The sequence below is a fragment of the Pseudomonas sp. A6 genome, from assembly GCF_052367875.1.
GTDB lineage: Bacteria > Pseudomonadota > Gammaproteobacteria > Pseudomonadales > Pseudomonadaceae > Pseudomonas > Pseudomonas citronellolis.
Map to the genome: position 1 here is coordinate 891,096 of NZ_CP198970.1, position 17,062 is coordinate 908,157.

The window sequence follows — 17,062 nt, forward strand, 5'->3', positions numbered from 1 at the left end:
GGGCGCTCACTTGTATTCGGTGGTGTAGAGCACGACGAACTCGAAGGGCCCCGGCCGGACCTCGGCGCCCGCCAGCAGCTCGGCCTCGAAGGCGGTGTCGAAGCTCAGCGAGCGCGGCGTGCGGACCACGTGCTCGACGGGCTGGTTGAAGACTACGTACCGCTCGTTCTGCAGGTCCTTGATCTTCAGCAGCAAACCGGCGGATTCGTGGAGCAGCGCGGTGTTGCCGTCGAGGAGCTGGCCGTTGGCCGGTGACAGCGTGGTGTGGATGACCGCGCCGCCGTCGCACTGCCAATGAAAGTCGAAACGCCGCTGCAGGGGCAACTGGTTCTTGCTGAAACTGCCGAAATCGACCCGCGTCGGCGCATCGGTCATCTCGCAGGTGGTGGGCAGGAAGGTCAGGGCGACGCCCGGGAAGGGGTCGATGGGGTAGGCCGGCGGCGTGTTGTTCCAGCGCGAGCCGACGAACAGCGCCGGTTCGCGGAAGTTGATGGTATAGACCCCCGGGGTGTCGATCGGGCCGTTCTTCAGCACTTCGATGAAGCTGTTGGACAGCGAGCCGCTGACGCATTCGCTGGGGCCCAGGCTGCGGTCGCCGACGATGCCCAGCTGGATGCGCTCGGCCACCCCGCCCACCTGTTTGACGCCGACGCCGTCCTTGCCCGAGGGAATCACCCGGTAGACCAGGCCGTTGAGGTTGGTGGCGAAGTCGTTGCCCTGCATGTGGCTGGCCTCGCTGGCCACGCCCAGCACGATGTAGCGCCCGGCGTCCCCGGCCAGGTACTCCTGCAGGCGGCAGGCGTAGTCCAGGGACAGGTTCAGGGTGCCCAGCACGCTGCCCACCGGCAGGCCGGCGCTGATGTAGGTCTCGCCGTCGTAGGTGAACTGCTGGTTGGTGAAGTAGCACTGGTTCGGCTCGACCGGGCACTCGTCGGCGGCGGCCGGCAGCGCCTGCAGCAGGCAGGCGGCCAGGGCCAGGCAGTGGAACAGGGGGCGGCGGCGCGGGTGGATCATGATCTTTCCTCGCTTGGCGGGCCGCCGGCGGCGGCCTGGCAGTCGACCGGGATGGCCCGGTAGGTGTCCTGCTTGTCCTTCTTCGCCGGCATGGCGTAAGTGAAGCTGCATTGCTGCTCGTCCGCCTCGCCCCAGGATACCCGGTAGCTGTCGCGGCCCTTTTCCAGGTACAGGTAGACCAGGTTGTCCTGGCCGACGTAGGCGAGGACTTCGCCGGCGCCGCCGACCTCGGCGCCGAAGGGCACCTCCTGGCCTCCGGGGCGGCGCAGTTCGAGCAGCACCGAGATGCCGCTGCGGGTGCGGTAGGGCACCCGCACGATGGCGCCATAGCGCGGCGCGGTCTTCTGGATGTTCTCCTTGATCTCGACGTCGGCGGTGGCGCTCTTGGCGTCCAGCACTATCTCGTTGTGGCGGTAGGGCGTCAGCCCCGTGAGCAGGGCCTTGCCGTCGTCGTCGAGGCGCACGCGGCCGCGGGGCAGCAGGGCGCCCGCCGCGCCTTCGGCCTCGACTATCGCCATGGTCTCGCCCTGGCTCGGCGACAGCGCGATGCCGCCGGAATAGGCCACCAGGCTGCCGCGCGCCGACAGCGACTCGCGGCTGAAGCCGTCGCCGCGCGCCAGGCTGGCGCCCAGGGCGCTGGCGGAGGTGCGCAGGTTGAGGTTGCCGCCGTAGGACTGGGTACTGGCGCTGTCGGCCTGGCTGTGGTTGCCGTACAGGTTGTAGTTCCACTGGCCGCGCTCGCCGGCGATGCCGCTGAGGCTGGTCTGCAGCGAGCGGTTGTGCGCGTCCTGCAGCGACAGGGTGCTGCTCAGGCGCGGCGCGCCGGCATCGCGGCCCAGCGGGATGCTGATGCTCAGCAGGTACTGGTTGTCGTAGCCGTCGACGCTCTGGAAGCGCGTCGCCGACAGGCCCAAGCTGCCCCAGTTGAAGGTGCGGCTGAAGCCGCTGCTGAAGGTCAGGCTGCGCCGCTCGCCGGTCCAGTAGCTCTGCCCCACGCCGGAAAGGTACAGGCTGCCGCCGGCCAGCGCCTGGCTGAGGCTGAGCTGGACGCGGTCGCGCTCGCGGAACAGGCTGGCGTTGTCGGTGTCCAGGGCGTCGGCCGCGGCGGCCAGCCCCAGGTAGCCCTTGTCCGAGCGGCGGTAGGACAGTTGCAGGTTGGTGCCGCCGAACGACTTGTTGTAGGCCAGGCGATAGCTTTCGCCGTTGTCGGGCATGCCCTGGCCCGCGGCGTCGGCGGGCAGGGCGTCGAAGCGCGACAGGGTGGCGTCCAGGGAGAAGGCGCCGTAGGACGTGTTCAGCGCGGCGCCGATCAGCGAGGCCATGTAGCTGTCGGCGATCACGGCGCCGGAATAGGCGCTGAGGTTGTTGCTCAGGCCCCGGCGGTAGCCGCCCTGGACGAACTTCAGCGGGTTGTCGACGTCCTCGCCGCGGTAGCTGCCGGAAGCCACCTGGTAGCGCGAGGCGCCGGGCCTGAGCAGTTCGGCGGCATAGGAGTAGGGCACGCTGAAGCTCTTTTCGCGGCCGTCGGCCTCGACCACCGTGACCAGCAGGTCCTCGGTGTAGCCGGTGTTGTACAGGTCGTCGATGACGAAGGGGCCGGGCGGCACGCTGACCTGGTGGATCAGCTGCTGGCCCTGGTGGATCTTCACGGTCGCGTTGCTGTCGGCGATGCCGCGCACCACCGGGGCGAAGCCGCGCTCGCTCTCGGGCAGCATGCGCTCGTCGCTCTCCAGCTGCACGCCGGTGAAGGGGATGCTGTCGAACAGGTCGCCCGCGGTGAAGTGCTGGCCGAGGGTCAGCTGCGAGGACAGCGCGGTGAGGTCGCGCTGGGCGTAGTTGTTCAGCGTGCGGTAGTGGCTGCCCTGGCGGGTGGTGTCGCCGTGGCTGAAGGTGGCGTTGTGGCGCAGGCGCCAGTCCATCAGGTTGAGGCCGCCGTTGAGGCCGAGGAACAGGTCGTTGCGGGTGTCCTGGCTGTTGCTGGAGCGGTCGAAGTTGCTGGTGTAGCTGACGAAGCCGGCGTTGATCCCCGAGTCCCAGCTCTGCGGCGGCGCATAGTTGCGCGGGCGCTGCTTGACGTAGGCCTGGGGCAGGGTGAGGAGGATGGCCGCGCTGGCGCCGTCCAGTTCCACGCGGCTCTGCGGCACGCGTTCGAGCAGGTCGACGCAGTCGCCGCTGGCGGGCTTGGCGTCGGCGGCGGGCTCGGGCAGCAGCACGCCCCACTGTTCCAGTTGCTCCTGGGTGAAGCAGTAGACCTGGCGCTGCTCGGCGGTATGCACCACGCGCACTTCCTGCCGGCCGAAGTACACCTTGTTCAAGGTCAGGTCGAGCGAGTAGGTGCCTGGCGGCAGTGCCGAGGGGTTCTTCTCGAACCCGGAAACGTCCGTGCTCATGCCCAGCGTCTCCAGCAGGCCGCGGTCGAAATGCACCTCGCCGGTGCCTTCGGCGGCCACTGCCGGGGCCGGGAGCAGGGCGCAGAAGAGCCCTCCCAGGCACCCCAGACGCAGGATGCGGGACAGTATCGAAGGGGACACGGTGGACCTCGCGGGGGAGGGTTACTCGACGGTGGCTTCGGTTTCGATCAGGCCGCCGAAATCGTTGATCCAGGTGTAGCGGACCCGTGCGCCGGGCCTGGCCCAGGCCGCCGCGTCGCGGGGCAGGGCGATGCCGTAGCTGCCCTTGGCCGGGACCATGTCCAGGTCGTCGTTGTCGTATTGCCTGGCGCCCGAGCGCAGTTGCAGGCGGGCCAGGGACACCGAGTAGGGCAGGTCGTTGACTGCGCGCAGCACGCTCTTGCCGCCCTCGGAAACGACGCGCCACTTCAGCTGCTGCGCCGCGTCGGCGGCCACGCCCTTGAGCTTGGCCGGGCGGTAGAACAGCTTGAGCTGCGAACGGAAGGCCACCTGCAGCTTGCCCGCGCTGTTGTCGCTACTGGCTGTGTCGGCCTTGTCCGGGCTGCTCGAGGGCACCTCCAGGACGTTCAGCCAGAACACCGATTCGCGGTCCTGGGGCAGCGAGCGGTCGATGTTGGCGATGCGCAGCAGCAGGCCCTTGTCCGGGTCGACCCGCGATACCGGCGGCGTGACGATGAAGGGCGAGCGCCCCTGCTTGTCGGCGCCGGGCGTGCCCTTGCCGTTGTCCACCCAGGCCTTGATCAGCGACGGTGTCTTGCCGGTGTTGCGGATATTGACGGTGATGTCCCGCTCGGTGGCCGGGTAGACCACGCGGGTACCGGTGATGACGATACTGGCGTTGGCCTGGAACGCCAGCAGGCAAATACCGAGCAGGAAGAACAAGTGGGTAGCGGGACGCATCGGGTCAACCTCCTTCTCTGTAAAGAAGGACTTTGGGTGGAGTCTAGGCGGGGCCGGGGTACTGGCAAGTTCCCGGTCGGTGAAGTTGTCCGGATAACTCGGAAGTGCGGTTATTCATTCAACTCGTGTATGAACTTTCATCGATGTGTTCATACGCGTGATGAATATTCCGAGTGCATCCCCCGATGGGGGAGGGGGATGCATCCCGGAGCGCCGTCAGTCGTAACGGATGGAGTACAGCAGGGCGGTGTCGGCAGTACCGGCCGCTACCAGTTCCGAGGTCTGAACGTAGCGGGCGTAGTAGGCGAATTCCAGCGGGCCGGAATCCATGGGCTTGCCGAGGTTGTTCTCGTTGGTGCGCAGGTCGATGGTTTCCTGCTCCTCGTTGGCGATCTGCAGCTCGATGCCGGACATGCTCATGGCATCGCCGTTGAAGGCGAGGTTGCCGGTGCTCGGGTTGACGTTGGCCGAGGCGAAGTCGACCTTGTAGGTCTGGCCGACGGTGCAGCCGCTCAGCTCGATGGTGAAGCGCTGCTCGCCGGCGGTGGAACCCACGGTATCGAAGTCGCTGGTGGAGATCGACGGCAGGTTGATGGAAGCATCGGCGCCACCACCGTTCACGCTGACTTCGCAGGTGTCCTCCAGAACGTGGCCGGTGAAGCTGATCTGGCCGCCGGTCGCCGCTTGGGCGCCGCCAGTTGCCAGAGCGAGAAGCACGGCTGCGGGAAGAGTGAGATTTTTCATGGCGTTTTTCCTTGCAGGTTTTTCGGTAGGTGAATTCTCCCTGCTTCCTGAAATTTCGAATATTAGGAAACTTCTGATGAGCCGTAGGTGTATTCCTATGAATGAGGTAGGCAATGGAAATAAGTGGGTTATTAGGGCGGGGAAGTAAGTTGCCCGGAATAAAAAAGCCCCCGGTATTTGCCGATAATGCTGTTCACTCAAGCGATGCTTTGCGGGAACGTAGGGCGTATAACCGTTCGCGGTTATACGCCGTTGGCGGGGGCTCGGGGGCCTATTCACCTGGGCTTAAGAGCACCCTCTCCCCAGCCCTCTCCCGCAAGCGGGAGAGGGGGCTGTCCTGAGCGGCGTCGAAGTCCGGCACCATCCTTCAACCCCGTCATTCCCGCGAATGCGGGAACCTAGTGACTGCGGGGTTCGCGAGCAAGCTCGCTCCTACGAAAAGCAAAAGCAAAAGCAAAAGCAAAAGCGCGTTTGCTCTTGGATTTCCAGAGAAACATCCGCGCACTCCGAAACGCCCCTTCAGAAGGCCGAACGAAACCGGCGCTCAGGAGGTCATGCGACATGGATGTCGCGAGAGCCCCGCGGGCTACAGGGACGTACCCTCGGGGCGGGCCTCCGTGGCGGGGGAATTCGTGAGGGGAGCCCGGCTCCATCGGGCCCGTATGTTGGGGCAAGCCTTTTTGGTTCCTTTTGTGGCGTTTGACAAAAGGGACTCGCCCGAGGGGGCGAAACAAGAGACATCCAAGCACTCGGAGCGGCGCGCTACACCAAGCCCCCAAGTCTCTGGGTTCCCGCGTTCGCGGGAATGACGGGGTGGGGATCGGAGCGAGGGATCAGGATTCGCAAGCGAAACCATAGCCCCCCAAATGAAAAAATGCCGTTTCCCCCAGACAGAGAAACGGCATTCTTTCTTAAGTGAACAGCACTACCGGCATTTGCCGAAGGCTATCTCAGTTATGCCGACCCGCAACAGATCGTGGTCAGGCTCTTAGAACTTGTAGCCGAAGCCAATCATGTACACCCACGGATCGACGTCTACGTTGACCTTGGTCTTCTGGATGCCCAGGGCACCCGGGCCATTGACGCTGGCCTTGGTGTCGATGTCCATGTACCACACAGCGACGTTGAACAGGGCATGCTCGTTGAGCATGTAGTCGAAGCCCAGCTCGCCGGCCAGACCCCAGGAATCCTGCAGCTTCAGGTTGCTGAAGCCCTGGTCCTTGCGGTTGCTGGCCAGGTCCTCGTCGAAGAAGGTGGTGTAGTTCACGCCCAGGCCGCCATAGGGCTGGAAGGCGGAGTTGGTACCACCCATGGGGTAGTACTGCAGCAGCACGGTCGGCGGCAGCTGCTTGATGTCGGCCAGCTTGCCGTCCAGGCCGGTCAGGCCGGTGGCGCGGTTCAGGCCCTTGACGTCGACCTGGTGCTTGAACGGGGTGGCGGCGACCAACTCGACACCGATTTTGTCGGTGATCAGGTAGCTGAAGGTCAGGCCCAGCTGGGTGTCGCTGTCCACGGTGGCCTTGGTGCCGCCGACCTTGCCGCCGTCCAGCTTGATATCGCTGCTGTCGTCGTTGGGGGCTACGGTGGCGAAGCCGCCGCGAACGATGAAGTCACCGGCCTTGTGGCCCTGGATGTCCGCAGCCTGGGCGGCGAACGGCGTGGATACGGCGGCGGCGAGCAGGGAGGCGGTGAGCCAGGACTTGCGCATGATGGTGATGCTCCATGATTTTGGAATAAGCGTTGGTGGACATCATGGTAGACGGCGCTAAGCGATCCTTCTTGATTCAGCTCAATAAAGCCCCCCTGCCTCGTAGGGGTAATGCCTGTGGCGGATGGTCGCAGGCTATTCGCCTTCGTATTCGTACGGCGTCACCTCGTCGGCCTTGAGCTGGTAGCCGGCCTGGGCCAGGTCGCTGTCGATGTGCTTCACCTGCATGCGCCCGACCACCCAGTAGGGCTGGTACAGCTCGTCCATCTTCACGCCGTGGGCCTGGTGCACGTAGACGATCTGGTTGGACGGCGGCGGCGGCACGTGGATGCAGGCGCCGTAGTAGGGCACCAGGAGGAACTCGTTGACCTCGCCGTCCTGGCCGACGTCCAGCGGCACTATGTAGCCGGGCAGCTTCACCTGCTGGCCGTCCAGCGCCTGCACCACCGGGGCGGCCGGCGACTGCTGCTTGGCCGCCGGGCCGCTCTCGGCGTTGAGCGCGTCGCTGAGCTGGGAAATGTCGTGCAGCGGCACCGGCGGTGGGGGCGGCGGCGCGCCCTCGGGGATCAGCTGCGGCCAGGTCAGCGTCTGCGGCGTGCCGGCCCAGGCCGCGCTGGCGGCGAGCAGGAGCAGGGCGAGGAAGACGGAGGCGGTTCTTTTCATGGGGGCTACTCAGATGCGGATCGACAGGCCGTCGGCCAGCGACTGGCGATAGGCGCGCCAGGCCGGCACGCAGCCGATCAGTATGGCGGCCAGCAGTATGCCGCCTAGCAGCGACCACTCATAGGCGCTCGGCGCCGCCAGCGGCAGGAAGATGCCGTAGTTGGCTTGCACGTAGCCCTGGGCGGCGGCGATGCCGGCGTACAGCAGGCCCAGGCCGAGGGTGACGCCGGCCAGGGCCAGGGCGAAGGCCTCGGCCAGCAGCAGGCTGAACACGTGCCAGGGCCGTGCGCCCACCGAGCGCAGGATGGCCATCTCGCGGCGGCGTTCGTTGAGGCTGGTGAGGATGGCGGTGAGCATGCCGATCAGCCCGGTCAGCACCACGAACAGCGAAACCACGAACAGCGCCTTCTCCGCCGTGCCCATCAGCCCCCACAGCTCCTGCAGAGCCACGCCGGGGAGGATGGCCAGCAGCGGCTCGCCGTCGTATTCGTTGATCTGCCGTTGCAGGGCGAAGGTCGCCACCTTGCTCTTCAGGCCGAGCAGGAAGGCGGTGATGGCGGTCGGTTGCAAATCCATGTGCCGTGCCTGGTCGGCGCTGATGCGTCCGGCGCCGCGGGCCGGCACGCCGTTCTTCCAGTCGACGTGCAGCGCCTCCATGCCGGCCAGGGATATGTGCAGGGTGCGGTCCACCGGCGTGCCGGTGCGCTTGAGGATGCCGACCACGGTGAACGGCTTGTCGTCGTGCTGCACCAGGCTGATGGTGCTCACCCCGTGGCTCAGCACTATGTGGTCGCCCAGCTTGTAGTGCAGCGCCTCGGCCACCTCGGCGCCGAGCACCACGTCGAACAGGTCCTGGCCGAAGGGCCGGCCCTCGGCCAGTTGCAACTGCTGGTCGCGGCCGTAGCGGTAGTGCTCGAAGTAGCCGGTGTCGGTGCCCATCACCCGGTAGCCGCGGTGCGAGTCGCCCAGAGAAATCGGGATGGCCCACTTCACCAGCGGGCTGGCCTTGACCGTCTGGAAGCTCTCCCAGCGGATGTTGTTGGTGGCGTTGCCGATGCGGAACACCGAGTACAGCAGCAGGTTGATCGAGCCGGAGCGCGCGCCGACGATCAGGTCGGTGCCGGAAATGGTGCTGGCGAAGCTGGCGCGGGCCTCGCTGCGCACCCGCTCCACGGCCAGCAGCAGGCAGGCGGAGAGGGCGATGGCGAAGACCGTGAGCAGGGCGGTGAAGCGGCGGTTGGAAAGGCTGGCCAGGGCCAGGCGCAACAGATACATGCTCAGATCCCGGGGGCGGTGGCGGCGCGGTTGAGGTCGGCCAGCGACAGGCTGCGGTCGAACAGTGGCGCCAGGCTCTGGTCGTGGCTGACGAACAGCAGGCTGGCGCCGGCCGCGCGGCATTCGGCGAACAGCAGTTGGAGGAAGGCTTCGCGGGCGTCGGCGTCCAGCGCCGAGGTCGGCTCGTCGGCGATCACCAGTTCCGGCTGGCCGATCAGCGCGCGGGCCGCGGCGACGCGTTGCTGCTGGCCGATGGAAAGGTTGTCGGCGCGCCGCTGCAGCAGCGCCGCGTCACCCAGGCCCAGGTGCGCGAGCAGGGCGCGGGCGGCCTCGCCGACGCTGCCGTGGCGCTCGCGGGCGCGAGCCGCGCGGCTGCGCGAGAAGTGGCAGGGCAGCTCGACGTTCTCCTGCACTGAGAGGAACGGCAGCAGGTTGAACTGCTGGAAGATGTAGCCGGTGTGGTCGACGCGGAAGTGGTCGCGGCGCGCGGCGGAGAGCTGCGCCAGGTCCTCGCCGAGCAGGCGGATGCTGCCGCGCCGGGGCTTCTGCACGCCGCCCAGCAGGCCGAGCAGGGTGGTCTTGCCGCTGCCGGAGGGGCCCTTGAGGAACAGCGTCTCGCCACGGCCGAGGGAAAACTGCAGGATGTCCAGCAGCTCCGCCTGGCCGGGCCAGGCGAAACCGAGGTCGCGGAGTTCGAGCAGGGTGTCCATGGGGCGCGTCAGAACTTCAGCAGGCTGCTGGCCGGGGTCAGCTCGGCGCCCTGCTGGCCGTTCGGGCCGATCAGCTGCACCACCAGCTTCTGGGTGCCGGGGAAGCGCTTGAACAGCGGGGCGAAATCGAGGCTGGTGAGGGCTTCGGGTGCGGCGCAGGTCAGCTTGTAGTGGGCGTTGATGTCGCTGTGCTGGTGGCCTTCGTGCTCGTCGCCATCGTCGTCGTGATCGTGCTCATGGGCCTTTGCATTGCCGAACAGCGGGCTTTCCAGTTCCACTTCGGCGACGCCGCACCTGGCCGCGGCCGGTGCCTGTACCAGCTCCAGGGGCTTGCCCAGCTGGGCGCGGGCGGCGGCCACGGTGGCCTGGTCGGCGGCGCTGCTGGCCGGGTGCTCGAAGCCGACGAAGTTCATCGCCGGGCTGTCCACTTCCAGCTCCAGGGTGTTGCCGTCCAGCGCGACGTTGAGCTGGGCCACGCCGTGCTCGTGCTTGCCGAGGCTGCCATGCTCGTGTTCGTCATGGGCCTGGGCGGCGGCGAAGGGGATCAGGGCGAGGGCAAGCAGCAAGGGGCGCATGGACGGTCTCCGGGAGGGGAAAATCGAGGGTGCGTTACGTTATAACGAAATATTGCGACTGGCTAGAGGTGCCCCGGAAGATTGGCGCGGCCGGGCTGGCGTGGGAGCATGCCGGCATGCAGGAGGAAACCGACATGCGAATCCGTGGAAGCATCGGCGACTGGCCGGTGGACCTGAGCCTGGAACTGGACGAGGAAGAGTGGCAGCGCCTGGGCGCGGCACTGCGCCATGCGCCCGCAGCCCCGGTCGCCGCTCCGGCAGCGCCTGTGGATAACCCGCCGGTGGCGCCCAGCGGTACCGATCGCCTGTGGCAGGCGGCCCGCGACCTGTTGCGCCGGGCCGGCAGTTGCGAAGGCCCGCAACTGCTCGACGAACTGGCCGCCCTGGCCGGTAGTGCCGGCGCGGCCAAGGGGCTGCTGGTGCGTTTGCGGCATAGCCCGGATGTGAGGATCGAGGTGCGGGAGGGGACTCAGGTGTTTACCTGGGTGGGGGAGTAGGGGGCTTTTGGGCTTTTTGCTTTTCGTAGGAGCGAGCTTGCTCGCGAACAGAGTTTCCCGGCCATGCCGGTGCCAGGCATGAGAGCGCCCTCTCCCTAACCCTCTCCCTGAAGGGAGAGGGGACTGTTCGGAGCGCTTGGGTATTCCTGAGTTAGCCGGCTAGTCCGTTGGCTTCCAGCTGAAACCATCACCTCTCTCGGCACGGACAAGCCCCCTCTCCCTTCAGGGAGAGGGCTGGGGAGAGGGGACGGCGCCACACCCAGCACCAGAGCAGCCGGTTGGCACCGTTCGCGAGCAAGCTCGCTCCTACACGAAACGAACCCCGCCGCTCAATACAGCAGATTGGCCAACTTCCGCCGATAGGCGATCACCAGCGGATGCTCATTGCCCAGCAGGTCGAACACCTGCACCAGCGTCTTGCGCGGCAGGTCCTCGGCGTAGCCGCGGTTGCGCTGGAACAGGCGCAGCAGGCCGTCCATCGCCGCCTCGTACTGCTGCCGGGCGAGTTGCTGCACGGCCAGTTGGTAGGCGGCCTCGTCGTCGCCGGCGTCGGCCGCCAGGCGGGTTTTCAGGGTGGCGGCGTCGGGCAGGTCGGCGGCCTGGCGCAGGAAGGTCAGCTGGGCGCGGGCGGCGGCCAGGGCGGACTTGTGCTCGTCGCTCTTCACCGCGTCCAGAACCGTCTCGGCTTCGCCCAGCTCGCCGCGCTCGGCCAGGCAGCGGGCGTAGAGGATCAGGGCCGCGGCATTGGTGTTGTCTTCGCCCAGCAGGGCCTTGAGCTGGGCCTCGGCCTCGGCGAAGCGGCCTTCGGCGAAGGCGGCTTCGGCGGCGTCCAGCGGGTTGGCGGCGGGGGCTGCCGGCGGCTGTACGTGCTGCTCCAGCATCTGCCGCACCGCCGATTCCGGCTGCGCGCCGGCGAAGCCGTCGACCGGCTGGCCGTCCTTGAACAGCACCACGGTGGGCAGGCTGCGGATGCCGAAGCGCATGACGATGTCCTGCTCGACGTCGCAGTTGACCTTGGCCAGCAGTAGCTCGCCCTGGTAGGACTCGGCGACCTGCGCCAGCATCGGCATCAGCGCCTTGCAGGGCGCGCACCAGTCGGCCCAGAAGTCGACGAGCACCGGCTTGTGGAAGGAGTTCTGGATCACCAACTGGTCGAAATCGGCGCTGGTGACGTCGAAGATGTAGGGCGTGTCGCTCATGGGGGCTCTCGTCGGGCGAAAGGGGCGAAAGGGTGCTGGTCACTATAAGTGGGGGCGCGGCGGACGGAAACAAGGCAATGCCGCACCGCGCCCTACGTCCCAGGTGAGCACGGCTTCTCGTAGGAGCGAGCTTGCTCGCGAACAGATTCCGCTGCGGGGCTCATTCGCGAGCAAGCTCGCTCCTACAGAGCGCCTCGGCGCGGTCCTTACGAAGGCGGTCAGGCGCCGAGTTGCGCGTGATACAGGCTGACCTTGCGGAATTCGTGGGGCTCGGCCAGGTCCGGCCAGGTGCAGGCGTCGAGGATGTCCAGGCGCCGGTACAGCGGGTGCTGGAAGTCGCGCACCCGCGAGTCGGCCACCAGGGCCTCGCGGCCCTTGCCGAGGAAGGCGTCGAGCAACGGCAGGTTGGCGCGGTCGTAGAGCACGTCGGCGACCAGGATCAGGTCGTAGCGGTCCTCTTCGCCGAAGAAGTCTTCGGAATAGCCCAGCTGCACGCCGTTCAGCTCGGCATTGGCGCGGCTGGCGGCCAGGGCCAGCGGATCGAGGTCGCAGGCCACCACTTCGGCGGCGCCGGCCTTGGCCGCGGCGATGGCGGCGATGCCGGAGCCGGCGCCGAAGTCCAGCACGCGCTTGCCGGCCACCCATTGCGGGCGCTCGGCCAGCCAGCGCGCCAGGGCCAGGCCGCTGGCCCAGCAGAAGCACCAGTAGGGCGGTTCTTCGAGGATGCGGCGGGTTTCGTCGGGGCTGAACTGGCGGTCCATGTTCTGCGCATCGATCAGCCACAGCGCTATGTCGGTGCCGGGCAGGCGTTCGGCGCCCAGGCGGGCGTCGCCGAGCAGCTCGCCCAGGGCCTGCTGCAGGTCCTGCGGGGCCTTCACGGCGCCGGCTCCAGGCGCAGCTCGCCGAGGACCCGGGACTGCCCGGGAGCGATGGTCAGCGGGCGCAGGCGCCAGGCCAACTGGCCGTTCTGCGCGACCCGCGCATGCAGTTCGATGCGGCCGCCGCTGGGGAAGTCGCTGGGGTCGTAGCGCAGGCTGAAGGGCAGGGCGCCGCCGTTGCCCACCAGTACCAGGCTGGCCAGGGCGCGCTGCGGGCGGTCGCGTTCATCCATCAACAACAGGGCCAGTTCCACCTCGGCGCCATCGGGCAATGCGCCGCGGCTGCTGGTGAGCACCCCGGACAATTCGCGCTGGTTGGCCGGCAGGGGCGTCGCGGCGGCCTTGGCCGGGGCGCTGGCGGCGGGAGGCTGCGGAGCGGGTTGCTTGCTCGAGCAGGCGGCCAGCAGGGCCAGGGCGAGCAGGCAGAGAAGGCGGTGCGGCATGGGCGATTTCCCTCGCGGCGGTTTCCAGGGCGGCGCCTGTATAGCGTAAAGCGTGCGGCTTGTCTCGGGGAGCGCGGCGCCGGATGTTTCGTCGAACGGCCGGTCGAAGGGCCCCGGCGGATGGGGTACCATGGGCCACCATTTCGTAGGGCCATTCTCTGCCATGCATTGTCCCTTCTGCGGTGCCCACGACACCAAAGTCATCGATTCCCGCCTGGTCGCCGAGGGCGACCAGGTTCGCCGCCGCCGCGAGTGCCTGGCCTGCGGCGAGCGCTTCACCACCTTCGAGACCGCCGAGCTGGTCATGCCGCGGCTGATCAAGCAGGACGGCAGCCGCCAGCCGTTCGACGAGGACAAGCTGCGCGCCGGCATGCAGCGCGCGCTGGAGAAGCGCCCGGTCAGCGTCGAACGCCTGGAAGAGGCCATCGCCCACATCAAGCACAAGCTGCGCGCCACCGGCGAGCGCGAGGTGAAGTCGCGGGTGCTGGGCGAGCTGGTGATGGCCGAGCTGCAGAAGCTCGACGAGGTGGCCTACATCCGCTTCGCCTCGGTGTACCGGCGCTTCCAGGACCTAAACGAGTTCCGCGAGGAGATCGAGCGCCTGGCCCGGGAGCCGTCCAAGGAATGAGCGCCGTCGACCTGGCCTACATGGCCCGCGCGCTGGAACTGGCGCGCAAGGGGCTGTACTCCACCCACCCCAATCCCCGCGTCGGCTGCGTGGTGGTCAAGGACGGCGTGGTGATCGGCGAAGGCTGGCACGTCCGCGCCGGCGAGCCCCACGCCGAGGTCCACGCCCTGCGCCAGGCCGGCGACAACGCCCGCGGCGCCACCGCCTACGTCACCCTGGAGCCCTGCAGCCACTTCGGCCGCACCCCGCCCTGCGCCGATGCCCTGCTGAAGGCCGGCGTCGCCCGCGTGGTGGCGGCCATGCAGGACCCCAACCCGCAGGTCGCCGGGCAGGGGCTGCGGCGCCTGGCCGAGGCCGGTATCGAGGTGGCCTGTGGCGTGCTGGAGGCCGAGGCCCGGGAAATCAACGCCGGCTTCATCAAGCGCATGGAGACCGGCCTGCCCTTCGTCCGCGTCAAGCTGGCGATGAGCCTGGACGGGCGCACCGCCATGGCCAGCGGCGAGAGCCAGTGGATCACCGGCGCCGCCGCGCGTCGCGCCGTGCAGCGCCTGCGGGCGCGCTCCAGCGTGGTGCTTTCCGGCGCCGATACCGTGCTGCTGGACGCTGCCCGCCTGACCGTACGCCCCGACGAACTGGGCCTGGACGCCGAACAGACCGCCCTGGCCGCTGCGCGCCAGCCGCTGCGCGTGCTGGTGGATGGCCGCCTGCGGGTGCCGACCGACGCCGCCTTCTACCAGGCCGGCCCGGCGCTGGTGGCCAGTTGCGCCGAACGCGACGGTTTCGCCGCCGAGGGCCGCGAACTGCTGGTGCTGCCCGGCGTCGATGGCCACGTCGACCTGGCGAGGCTGCTCGCCGAGCTGGGTGCGCGCGGCGCCAACGAAGTGCTGGTGGAGGCCGGCCCGCGCCTGACCGGGGCCTTCGCCCGCCTGGGGCTGGTGGACGAGTACCGGATTTTCGTCGCGCCCAAGCTGCTGGGTTCCAGCGCCCGCCCGCTGCTGGAGCTACCGCTGAAGAAGATGGCCGAGGCGCGCGAGCTGAAGATCGCCGACATCCGCGCCGTGGGCGACGACTGGCTGGTCACGGCGCGGCCGGTCTGACGGAATTGTCTGCGCTACCCCCTGCGAATGCGCGGGGAGAGCAAACTGAACCTTCCGACTTGCGCCGGCCTGTGGTAAAACGCCACACGCGGCCAACGCTGTAACGGCCGCGATTGACGTTCTCAGGGCGGGGTGCAAGTCCCCACCGGCGGTGATGGCGCGCAACGCGTCGAGCCCGCGAGCGCTTGCCGCGACCGGCCCACCGCCGCAGCGGCAAGGTCAGCAGACCCGGTGCGATCCCGGGGCCGACGGTAACAGTCCGGATGAAGAGAGAACGGGATGAACCTGCGCAAGGTGCGTCTGCACGCCTGCGCGTCGTGTCCCTTCGATCGGTATGCCCTGTTTTTCCCAAAACAGGAGTTCCAACACCATGCACCACCCCTTCGTTTCCACTGCGCTGGCTCGCGCCGGCCGGCACGCCTGCGCGCAACCGCATTGCGCCGTCCGGGAGGCCCCATGTTCACCGGCATAATCGAAGCCATCGGCAGCATCCGCTCGATCACCCCCAAGGGCGGTGACGTGCGCCTCTACGTGCAGACCGGCAAGCTCGACCTCGCCGACGTCAAGCTCGGCGACAGCATCGCCGTCAACGGCATCTGCCTGACCGCCGTGGAGCTGCCCGGCGACGGCTTCTGGGCCGACGTCAGCCGCGAGACCCTGGCGCGCACCGCCTTCGCCCAGCTCAAGGTCGGCAGCCGCGTCAACCTGGAAAAGGCCCTGACCCCCACCACCCGCCTGGGCGGCCACCTGGTCAGCGGCCACGTCGACGGCGTCGGCGAGATCGTCAAGCGTGAGGATAACGCCCGCGCCATCCAGTTCACCGTGCGTGCCCCGCGCGAGCTGGCCAAGTACATCGCGCTGAAAGGCTCGATCACCGTCGACGGCACCAGCCTCACGGTCAACGCGGTGAATGGCGCCGAGTTCGAGCTGACCATAGTCCCGCACACCTTGGGCGAGACCATCATGGGCGACTACCGCCCCGGTCTTCAGGTGAACCTGGAAGTGGACCTGCTGGCGCGCTACCTGGAGCGCCTGCTGCTCGGCGACAAGGCCGCCGAGCCCGCCGCCAGCGGCATCACCGAAGCATTCCTGGCCGAAAACGGCTTCATGAAGCATTGATAGGAGCTGCCCAGATGGCACTCAACAGCATCGAAGAACTGGTCGAAGACATCCGCCAAGGCAAGATGGTCATCCTCATGGATGACGAGGACCGCGAGAACGAAGGCGACCTGATCATGGCCGCCGAGCGCGTGCGCACCGAAGACATCAACTTCATGGCCAAGTACGCCCGCGGCCTGATCTGCATGCCGATGACCCGCGAGCGCTGCGAGCGCCTGGGCCTGTCGCTGATGGTGCAGCGCAACGGCTCGGGCTTCGGCACCAAGTTCACCGTTTCCATCGAGGCCGCCGAAGGCGTCACCACCGGTATCTCCGCCGCCGACCGCGCCCGCACCGTGCAGGCCGCCGCCGCGAAGGAAGCGGTGGCCGCCGACATCGTCAGCCCCGGCCACATCTTCCCGCTGATGGCCCAGCCCGGCGGCGTGCTGGCCCGCGCCGGCCACACCGAGGCGGCCTGCGACCTGGCGCGCATGGGCGGCTTCGAGGCGTCCGGGGTGATCTGCGAGATCATGAACGACGACGGCAGCATGGCCCGCCGCCCGGAACTGGAAGCCTTCGCCGAGCAGCACGGCATCAAGATCGGCACCATCGCCGACCTGATCCACTACCGGCTGATCCACGAGCGCACCGTCGAGCGCCTCGCCGAGCAGCCGCTGGACACCGAGCTGGGCCAGTTCAACCTGATCACCTACCGCGACTCGGTGGAGGGCGAGGTGCACCTGGCGCTGACCCTGGGCGAGATCTGCGCGGAAGAGCCGACCCTGGTGCGGGTGCACAACATGGACCCGCTGCGCGACCTGCTGATGGTCAACCAGGCCGGGCGCTGGAGCCTGCGCGCGGCCATGGCCAAGGTGGCCGAGGCCGGCAGCGGCGTGGTGCTGCTGCTGGGCCACCAGATCGGCGGCGAGGACCTGCTGGCCCACGTGCGCGAGATCGCCGCCAGCACGCCGGCGCCCAAGCCCAGCACCACCTACAGCACCGTCGGCGCCGGCTCGCAGATCCTCCGCGACCTGGGCGTGCGCAAGATGCGCCTGATGTCGGCGCCGATGCGCTTCAACGCGATATCCGGTTTCGACCTGGAAGTTGTAGAATACCTGCCCGCCGAATGAACCCGCGCCGCCGTGCCCTGGCACGGCGGCGCCGTTCTTCTAGCCTAATTTCGCGGAGCGTCGCCGACGCTTCGGCTCTTTAACAGACACGA

General features: G+C 68.0%; 17 protein-coding genes and 1 riboswitch. Of the genes, 5 read left to right on the forward strand and 12 right to left on the reverse strand.

The window, feature by feature from the left end; all coding sequences use genetic code 11:
• Positions 1-6: 6 nt before the first annotated feature.
• The 9 genes from ACTWJ5_RS04100 to ACTWJ5_RS04140 form a co-directional block, all read right to left on the reverse strand.
• A complete protein-coding gene (locus ACTWJ5_RS04100; protein WP_301499991.1) occupies positions 7-1,014 on the reverse strand; it encodes a hypothetical protein in 1,008 nt (335 codons plus the stop codon).
• Complete coding sequence (locus ACTWJ5_RS04105; protein ID WP_444437507.1) at positions 1,011-3,545, reverse strand: fimbria/pilus outer membrane usher protein; 2,535 nt, start codon at positions 3,543-3,545, stop codon at positions 1,011-1,013. Before ACTWJ5_RS04105 ends, ACTWJ5_RS04100 begins: the two co-directional genes overlap by 4 nt.
• Positions 3,546-3,566: 21 nt before the next feature.
• Positions 3,567-4,325, reverse strand: a complete 759-nt coding sequence (locus ACTWJ5_RS04110) for a fimbrial biogenesis chaperone (RefSeq protein ID WP_444437508.1) — start codon at positions 4,323-4,325, stop codon at positions 3,567-3,569.
• Positions 4,326-4,541: 216 nt separating this feature from the next.
• On the reverse strand, positions 4,542-5,069 hold the full coding sequence (locus ACTWJ5_RS04115; RefSeq protein ID WP_444437509.1) for a fimbrial protein: 528 nt from the start codon (positions 5,067-5,069) through the stop codon (positions 4,542-4,544).
• A gap of 988 nt (positions 5,070-6,057) precedes the next feature.
• Positions 6,058-6,777: an OmpW/AlkL family protein gene (locus ACTWJ5_RS04120; protein WP_444437510.1), complete on the reverse strand. Its 720-nt coding sequence runs from the start codon at positions 6,775-6,777 to the stop codon at positions 6,058-6,060.
• Between the two features lie 135 nt (positions 6,778-6,912).
• Positions 6,913-7,440, reverse strand: coding sequence for a DUF3299 domain-containing protein (locus tag ACTWJ5_RS04125; RefSeq protein ID WP_444437511.1), 528 nt, complete (start codon positions 7,438-7,440; stop codon positions 6,913-6,915).
• A gap of 9 nt (positions 7,441-7,449) precedes the next feature.
• Positions 7,450-8,715 (reverse strand): ABC transporter permease, encoded by a 1,266-nt coding sequence (locus ACTWJ5_RS04130; protein ID WP_444437512.1) that lies wholly within the window; start codon positions 8,713-8,715, stop codon positions 7,450-7,452.
• A 2-nt stretch (positions 8,716-8,717) separates the two neighbouring features.
• The gene (locus ACTWJ5_RS04135) at positions 8,718-9,425 is read right to left on the reverse strand and encodes an ABC transporter ATP-binding protein (RefSeq protein ID WP_444437513.1); all 708 of its coding nucleotides are present in this window, start codon (positions 9,423-9,425) and stop codon (positions 8,718-8,720) included.
• An 8-nt stretch (positions 9,426-9,433) separates the two neighbouring features.
• Positions 9,434-10,000, reverse strand: coding sequence for a DUF2796 domain-containing protein (locus ACTWJ5_RS04140; protein WP_444437514.1), 567 nt, complete (start codon positions 9,998-10,000; stop codon positions 9,434-9,436).
• A gap of 134 nt (positions 10,001-10,134) precedes the next feature.
• On the opposite strand from ACTWJ5_RS04140, the gene ACTWJ5_RS04145 reads away from it, so the two are divergent.
• Complete coding sequence (locus ACTWJ5_RS04145; protein WP_058071846.1) at positions 10,135-10,497, forward strand: hypothetical protein; 363 nt, start codon at positions 10,135-10,137, stop codon at positions 10,495-10,497.
• A 329-nt stretch (positions 10,498-10,826) separates the two neighbouring features.
• On the opposite strand, the gene trxA is transcribed toward ACTWJ5_RS04145, so the two are convergent.
• The 3 genes from trxA to ACTWJ5_RS04160 form a co-directional block, all read right to left on the reverse strand.
• Positions 10,827-11,696 carry a thioredoxin gene (trxA, locus tag ACTWJ5_RS04150; protein ID WP_281686024.1) on the reverse strand — a complete coding sequence of 290 codons (870 nt, stop codon included), beginning with the start codon at positions 11,694-11,696 and terminating at the stop codon, positions 10,827-10,829.
• 218 nt (positions 11,697-11,914) lie between these two features.
• Positions 11,915-12,574 (reverse strand): class I SAM-dependent methyltransferase, encoded by a 660-nt coding sequence (locus ACTWJ5_RS04155; protein ID WP_444437515.1) that lies wholly within the window; start codon positions 12,572-12,574, stop codon positions 11,915-11,917.
• Positions 12,571-13,017: a YbaY family lipoprotein gene (locus tag ACTWJ5_RS04160; protein WP_444437516.1), complete on the reverse strand. Its 447-nt coding sequence runs from the start codon at positions 13,015-13,017 to the stop codon at positions 12,571-12,573. The genes ACTWJ5_RS04155 and ACTWJ5_RS04160 overlap by 4 nt, the downstream gene beginning before the upstream one ends.
• A gap of 163 nt (positions 13,018-13,180) precedes the next feature.
• On the opposite strand from ACTWJ5_RS04160, the gene nrdR reads away from it, so the two are divergent.
• The 4 genes from nrdR (at position 13,181) to ribBA (ending at position 16,970) form a co-directional block, all read left to right on the forward strand.
• Positions 13,181-13,645, forward strand: coding sequence for a transcriptional regulator NrdR (nrdR, locus tag ACTWJ5_RS04165; protein ID WP_024128042.1), 465 nt, complete (start codon positions 13,181-13,183; stop codon positions 13,643-13,645).
• Positions 13,642-14,742, forward strand: a complete 1,101-nt coding sequence (ribD, locus tag ACTWJ5_RS04170) for a bifunctional diaminohydroxyphosphoribosylaminopyrimidine deaminase/5-amino-6-(5-phosphoribosylamino)uracil reductase RibD (RefSeq protein ID WP_444437517.1) — start codon at positions 13,642-13,644, stop codon at positions 14,740-14,742. The genes nrdR and ribD overlap by 4 nt, the downstream gene beginning before the upstream one ends.
• Positions 14,743-14,856: 114 nt before the next feature.
• Positions 14,857-15,022, forward strand: a riboswitch (FMN riboswitch).
• A gap of 176 nt (positions 15,023-15,198) precedes the next feature.
• A complete protein-coding gene (locus tag ACTWJ5_RS04175; protein WP_061560627.1) occupies positions 15,199-15,861 on the forward strand; it encodes a riboflavin synthase in 663 nt (220 codons plus the stop codon).
• Positions 15,862-15,875: 14 nt separating this feature from the next.
• Complete coding sequence (ribBA, locus tag ACTWJ5_RS04180; RefSeq protein ID WP_256514188.1) at positions 15,876-16,970, forward strand: bifunctional 3,4-dihydroxy-2-butanone-4-phosphate synthase/GTP cyclohydrolase II; 1,095 nt, start codon at positions 15,876-15,878, stop codon at positions 16,968-16,970.
• The last annotated feature ends 92 nt before the right edge of the window (positions 16,971-17,062 follow it).

Excerpts from the sequence above, each read along its gene's own strand:
- ACTWJ5_RS04115 (WP_444437509.1), bottom strand. The coding sequence starts at position 5,069 with ATGAAAAATCTCACTCTTCCCGCAGCCGTGCTTCTCGCTCTGGCAACT.
- ACTWJ5_RS04120 (WP_444437510.1), bottom strand. The coding sequence starts at position 6,777 with ATGCGCAAGTCCTGGCTCACCGCCTCCCTGCTCGCCGCCGCCGTATCC.
- ACTWJ5_RS04145 (WP_058071846.1), top strand. The coding sequence starts at position 10,135 with ATGCGAATCCGTGGAAGCATCGGCGACTGGCCGGTGGACCTGAGCCTG.
- ACTWJ5_RS04125 (WP_444437511.1), bottom strand. The coding sequence starts at position 7,440 with ATGAAAAGAACCGCCTCCGTCTTCCTCGCCCTGCTCCTGCTCGCCGCC.
- ACTWJ5_RS04100 (WP_301499991.1), bottom strand. The coding sequence starts at position 1,014 with ATGATCCACCCGCGCCGCCGCCCCCTGTTCCACTGCCTGGCCCTGGCC.
- trxA (WP_281686024.1), bottom strand. The coding sequence starts at position 11,696 with ATGAGCGACACGCCCTACATCTTCGACGTCACCAGCGCCGATTTCGAC.
- ACTWJ5_RS04160 (WP_444437516.1), bottom strand. The coding sequence starts at position 13,017 with ATGCCGCACCGCCTTCTCTGCCTGCTCGCCCTGGCCCTGCTGGCCGCC.
- ACTWJ5_RS04140 (WP_444437514.1), bottom strand. The coding sequence starts at position 10,000 with ATGCGCCCCTTGCTGCTTGCCCTCGCCCTGATCCCCTTCGCCGCCGCC.
- ACTWJ5_RS04175 (WP_061560627.1), top strand. The coding sequence starts at position 15,199 with ATGTTCACCGGCATAATCGAAGCCATCGGCAGCATCCGCTCGATCACC.
- ACTWJ5_RS04110 (WP_444437508.1), bottom strand. The coding sequence starts at position 4,325 with ATGCGTCCCGCTACCCACTTGTTCTTCCTGCTCGGTATTTGCCTGCTG.
- ACTWJ5_RS04130 (WP_444437512.1), bottom strand. The coding sequence starts at position 8,715 with ATGTATCTGTTGCGCCTGGCCCTGGCCAGCCTTTCCAACCGCCGCTTC.
- ribD (WP_444437517.1), top strand. The coding sequence starts at position 13,642 with ATGAGCGCCGTCGACCTGGCCTACATGGCCCGCGCGCTGGAACTGGCG.
- nrdR (WP_024128042.1), top strand. The coding sequence starts at position 13,181 with ATGCATTGTCCCTTCTGCGGTGCCCACGACACCAAAGTCATCGATTCC.
- ACTWJ5_RS04135 (WP_444437513.1), bottom strand. The coding sequence starts at position 9,425 with ATGGACACCCTGCTCGAACTCCGCGACCTCGGTTTCGCCTGGCCCGGC.
- ribBA (WP_256514188.1), top strand. The coding sequence starts at position 15,876 with ATGGCACTCAACAGCATCGAAGAACTGGTCGAAGACATCCGCCAAGGC.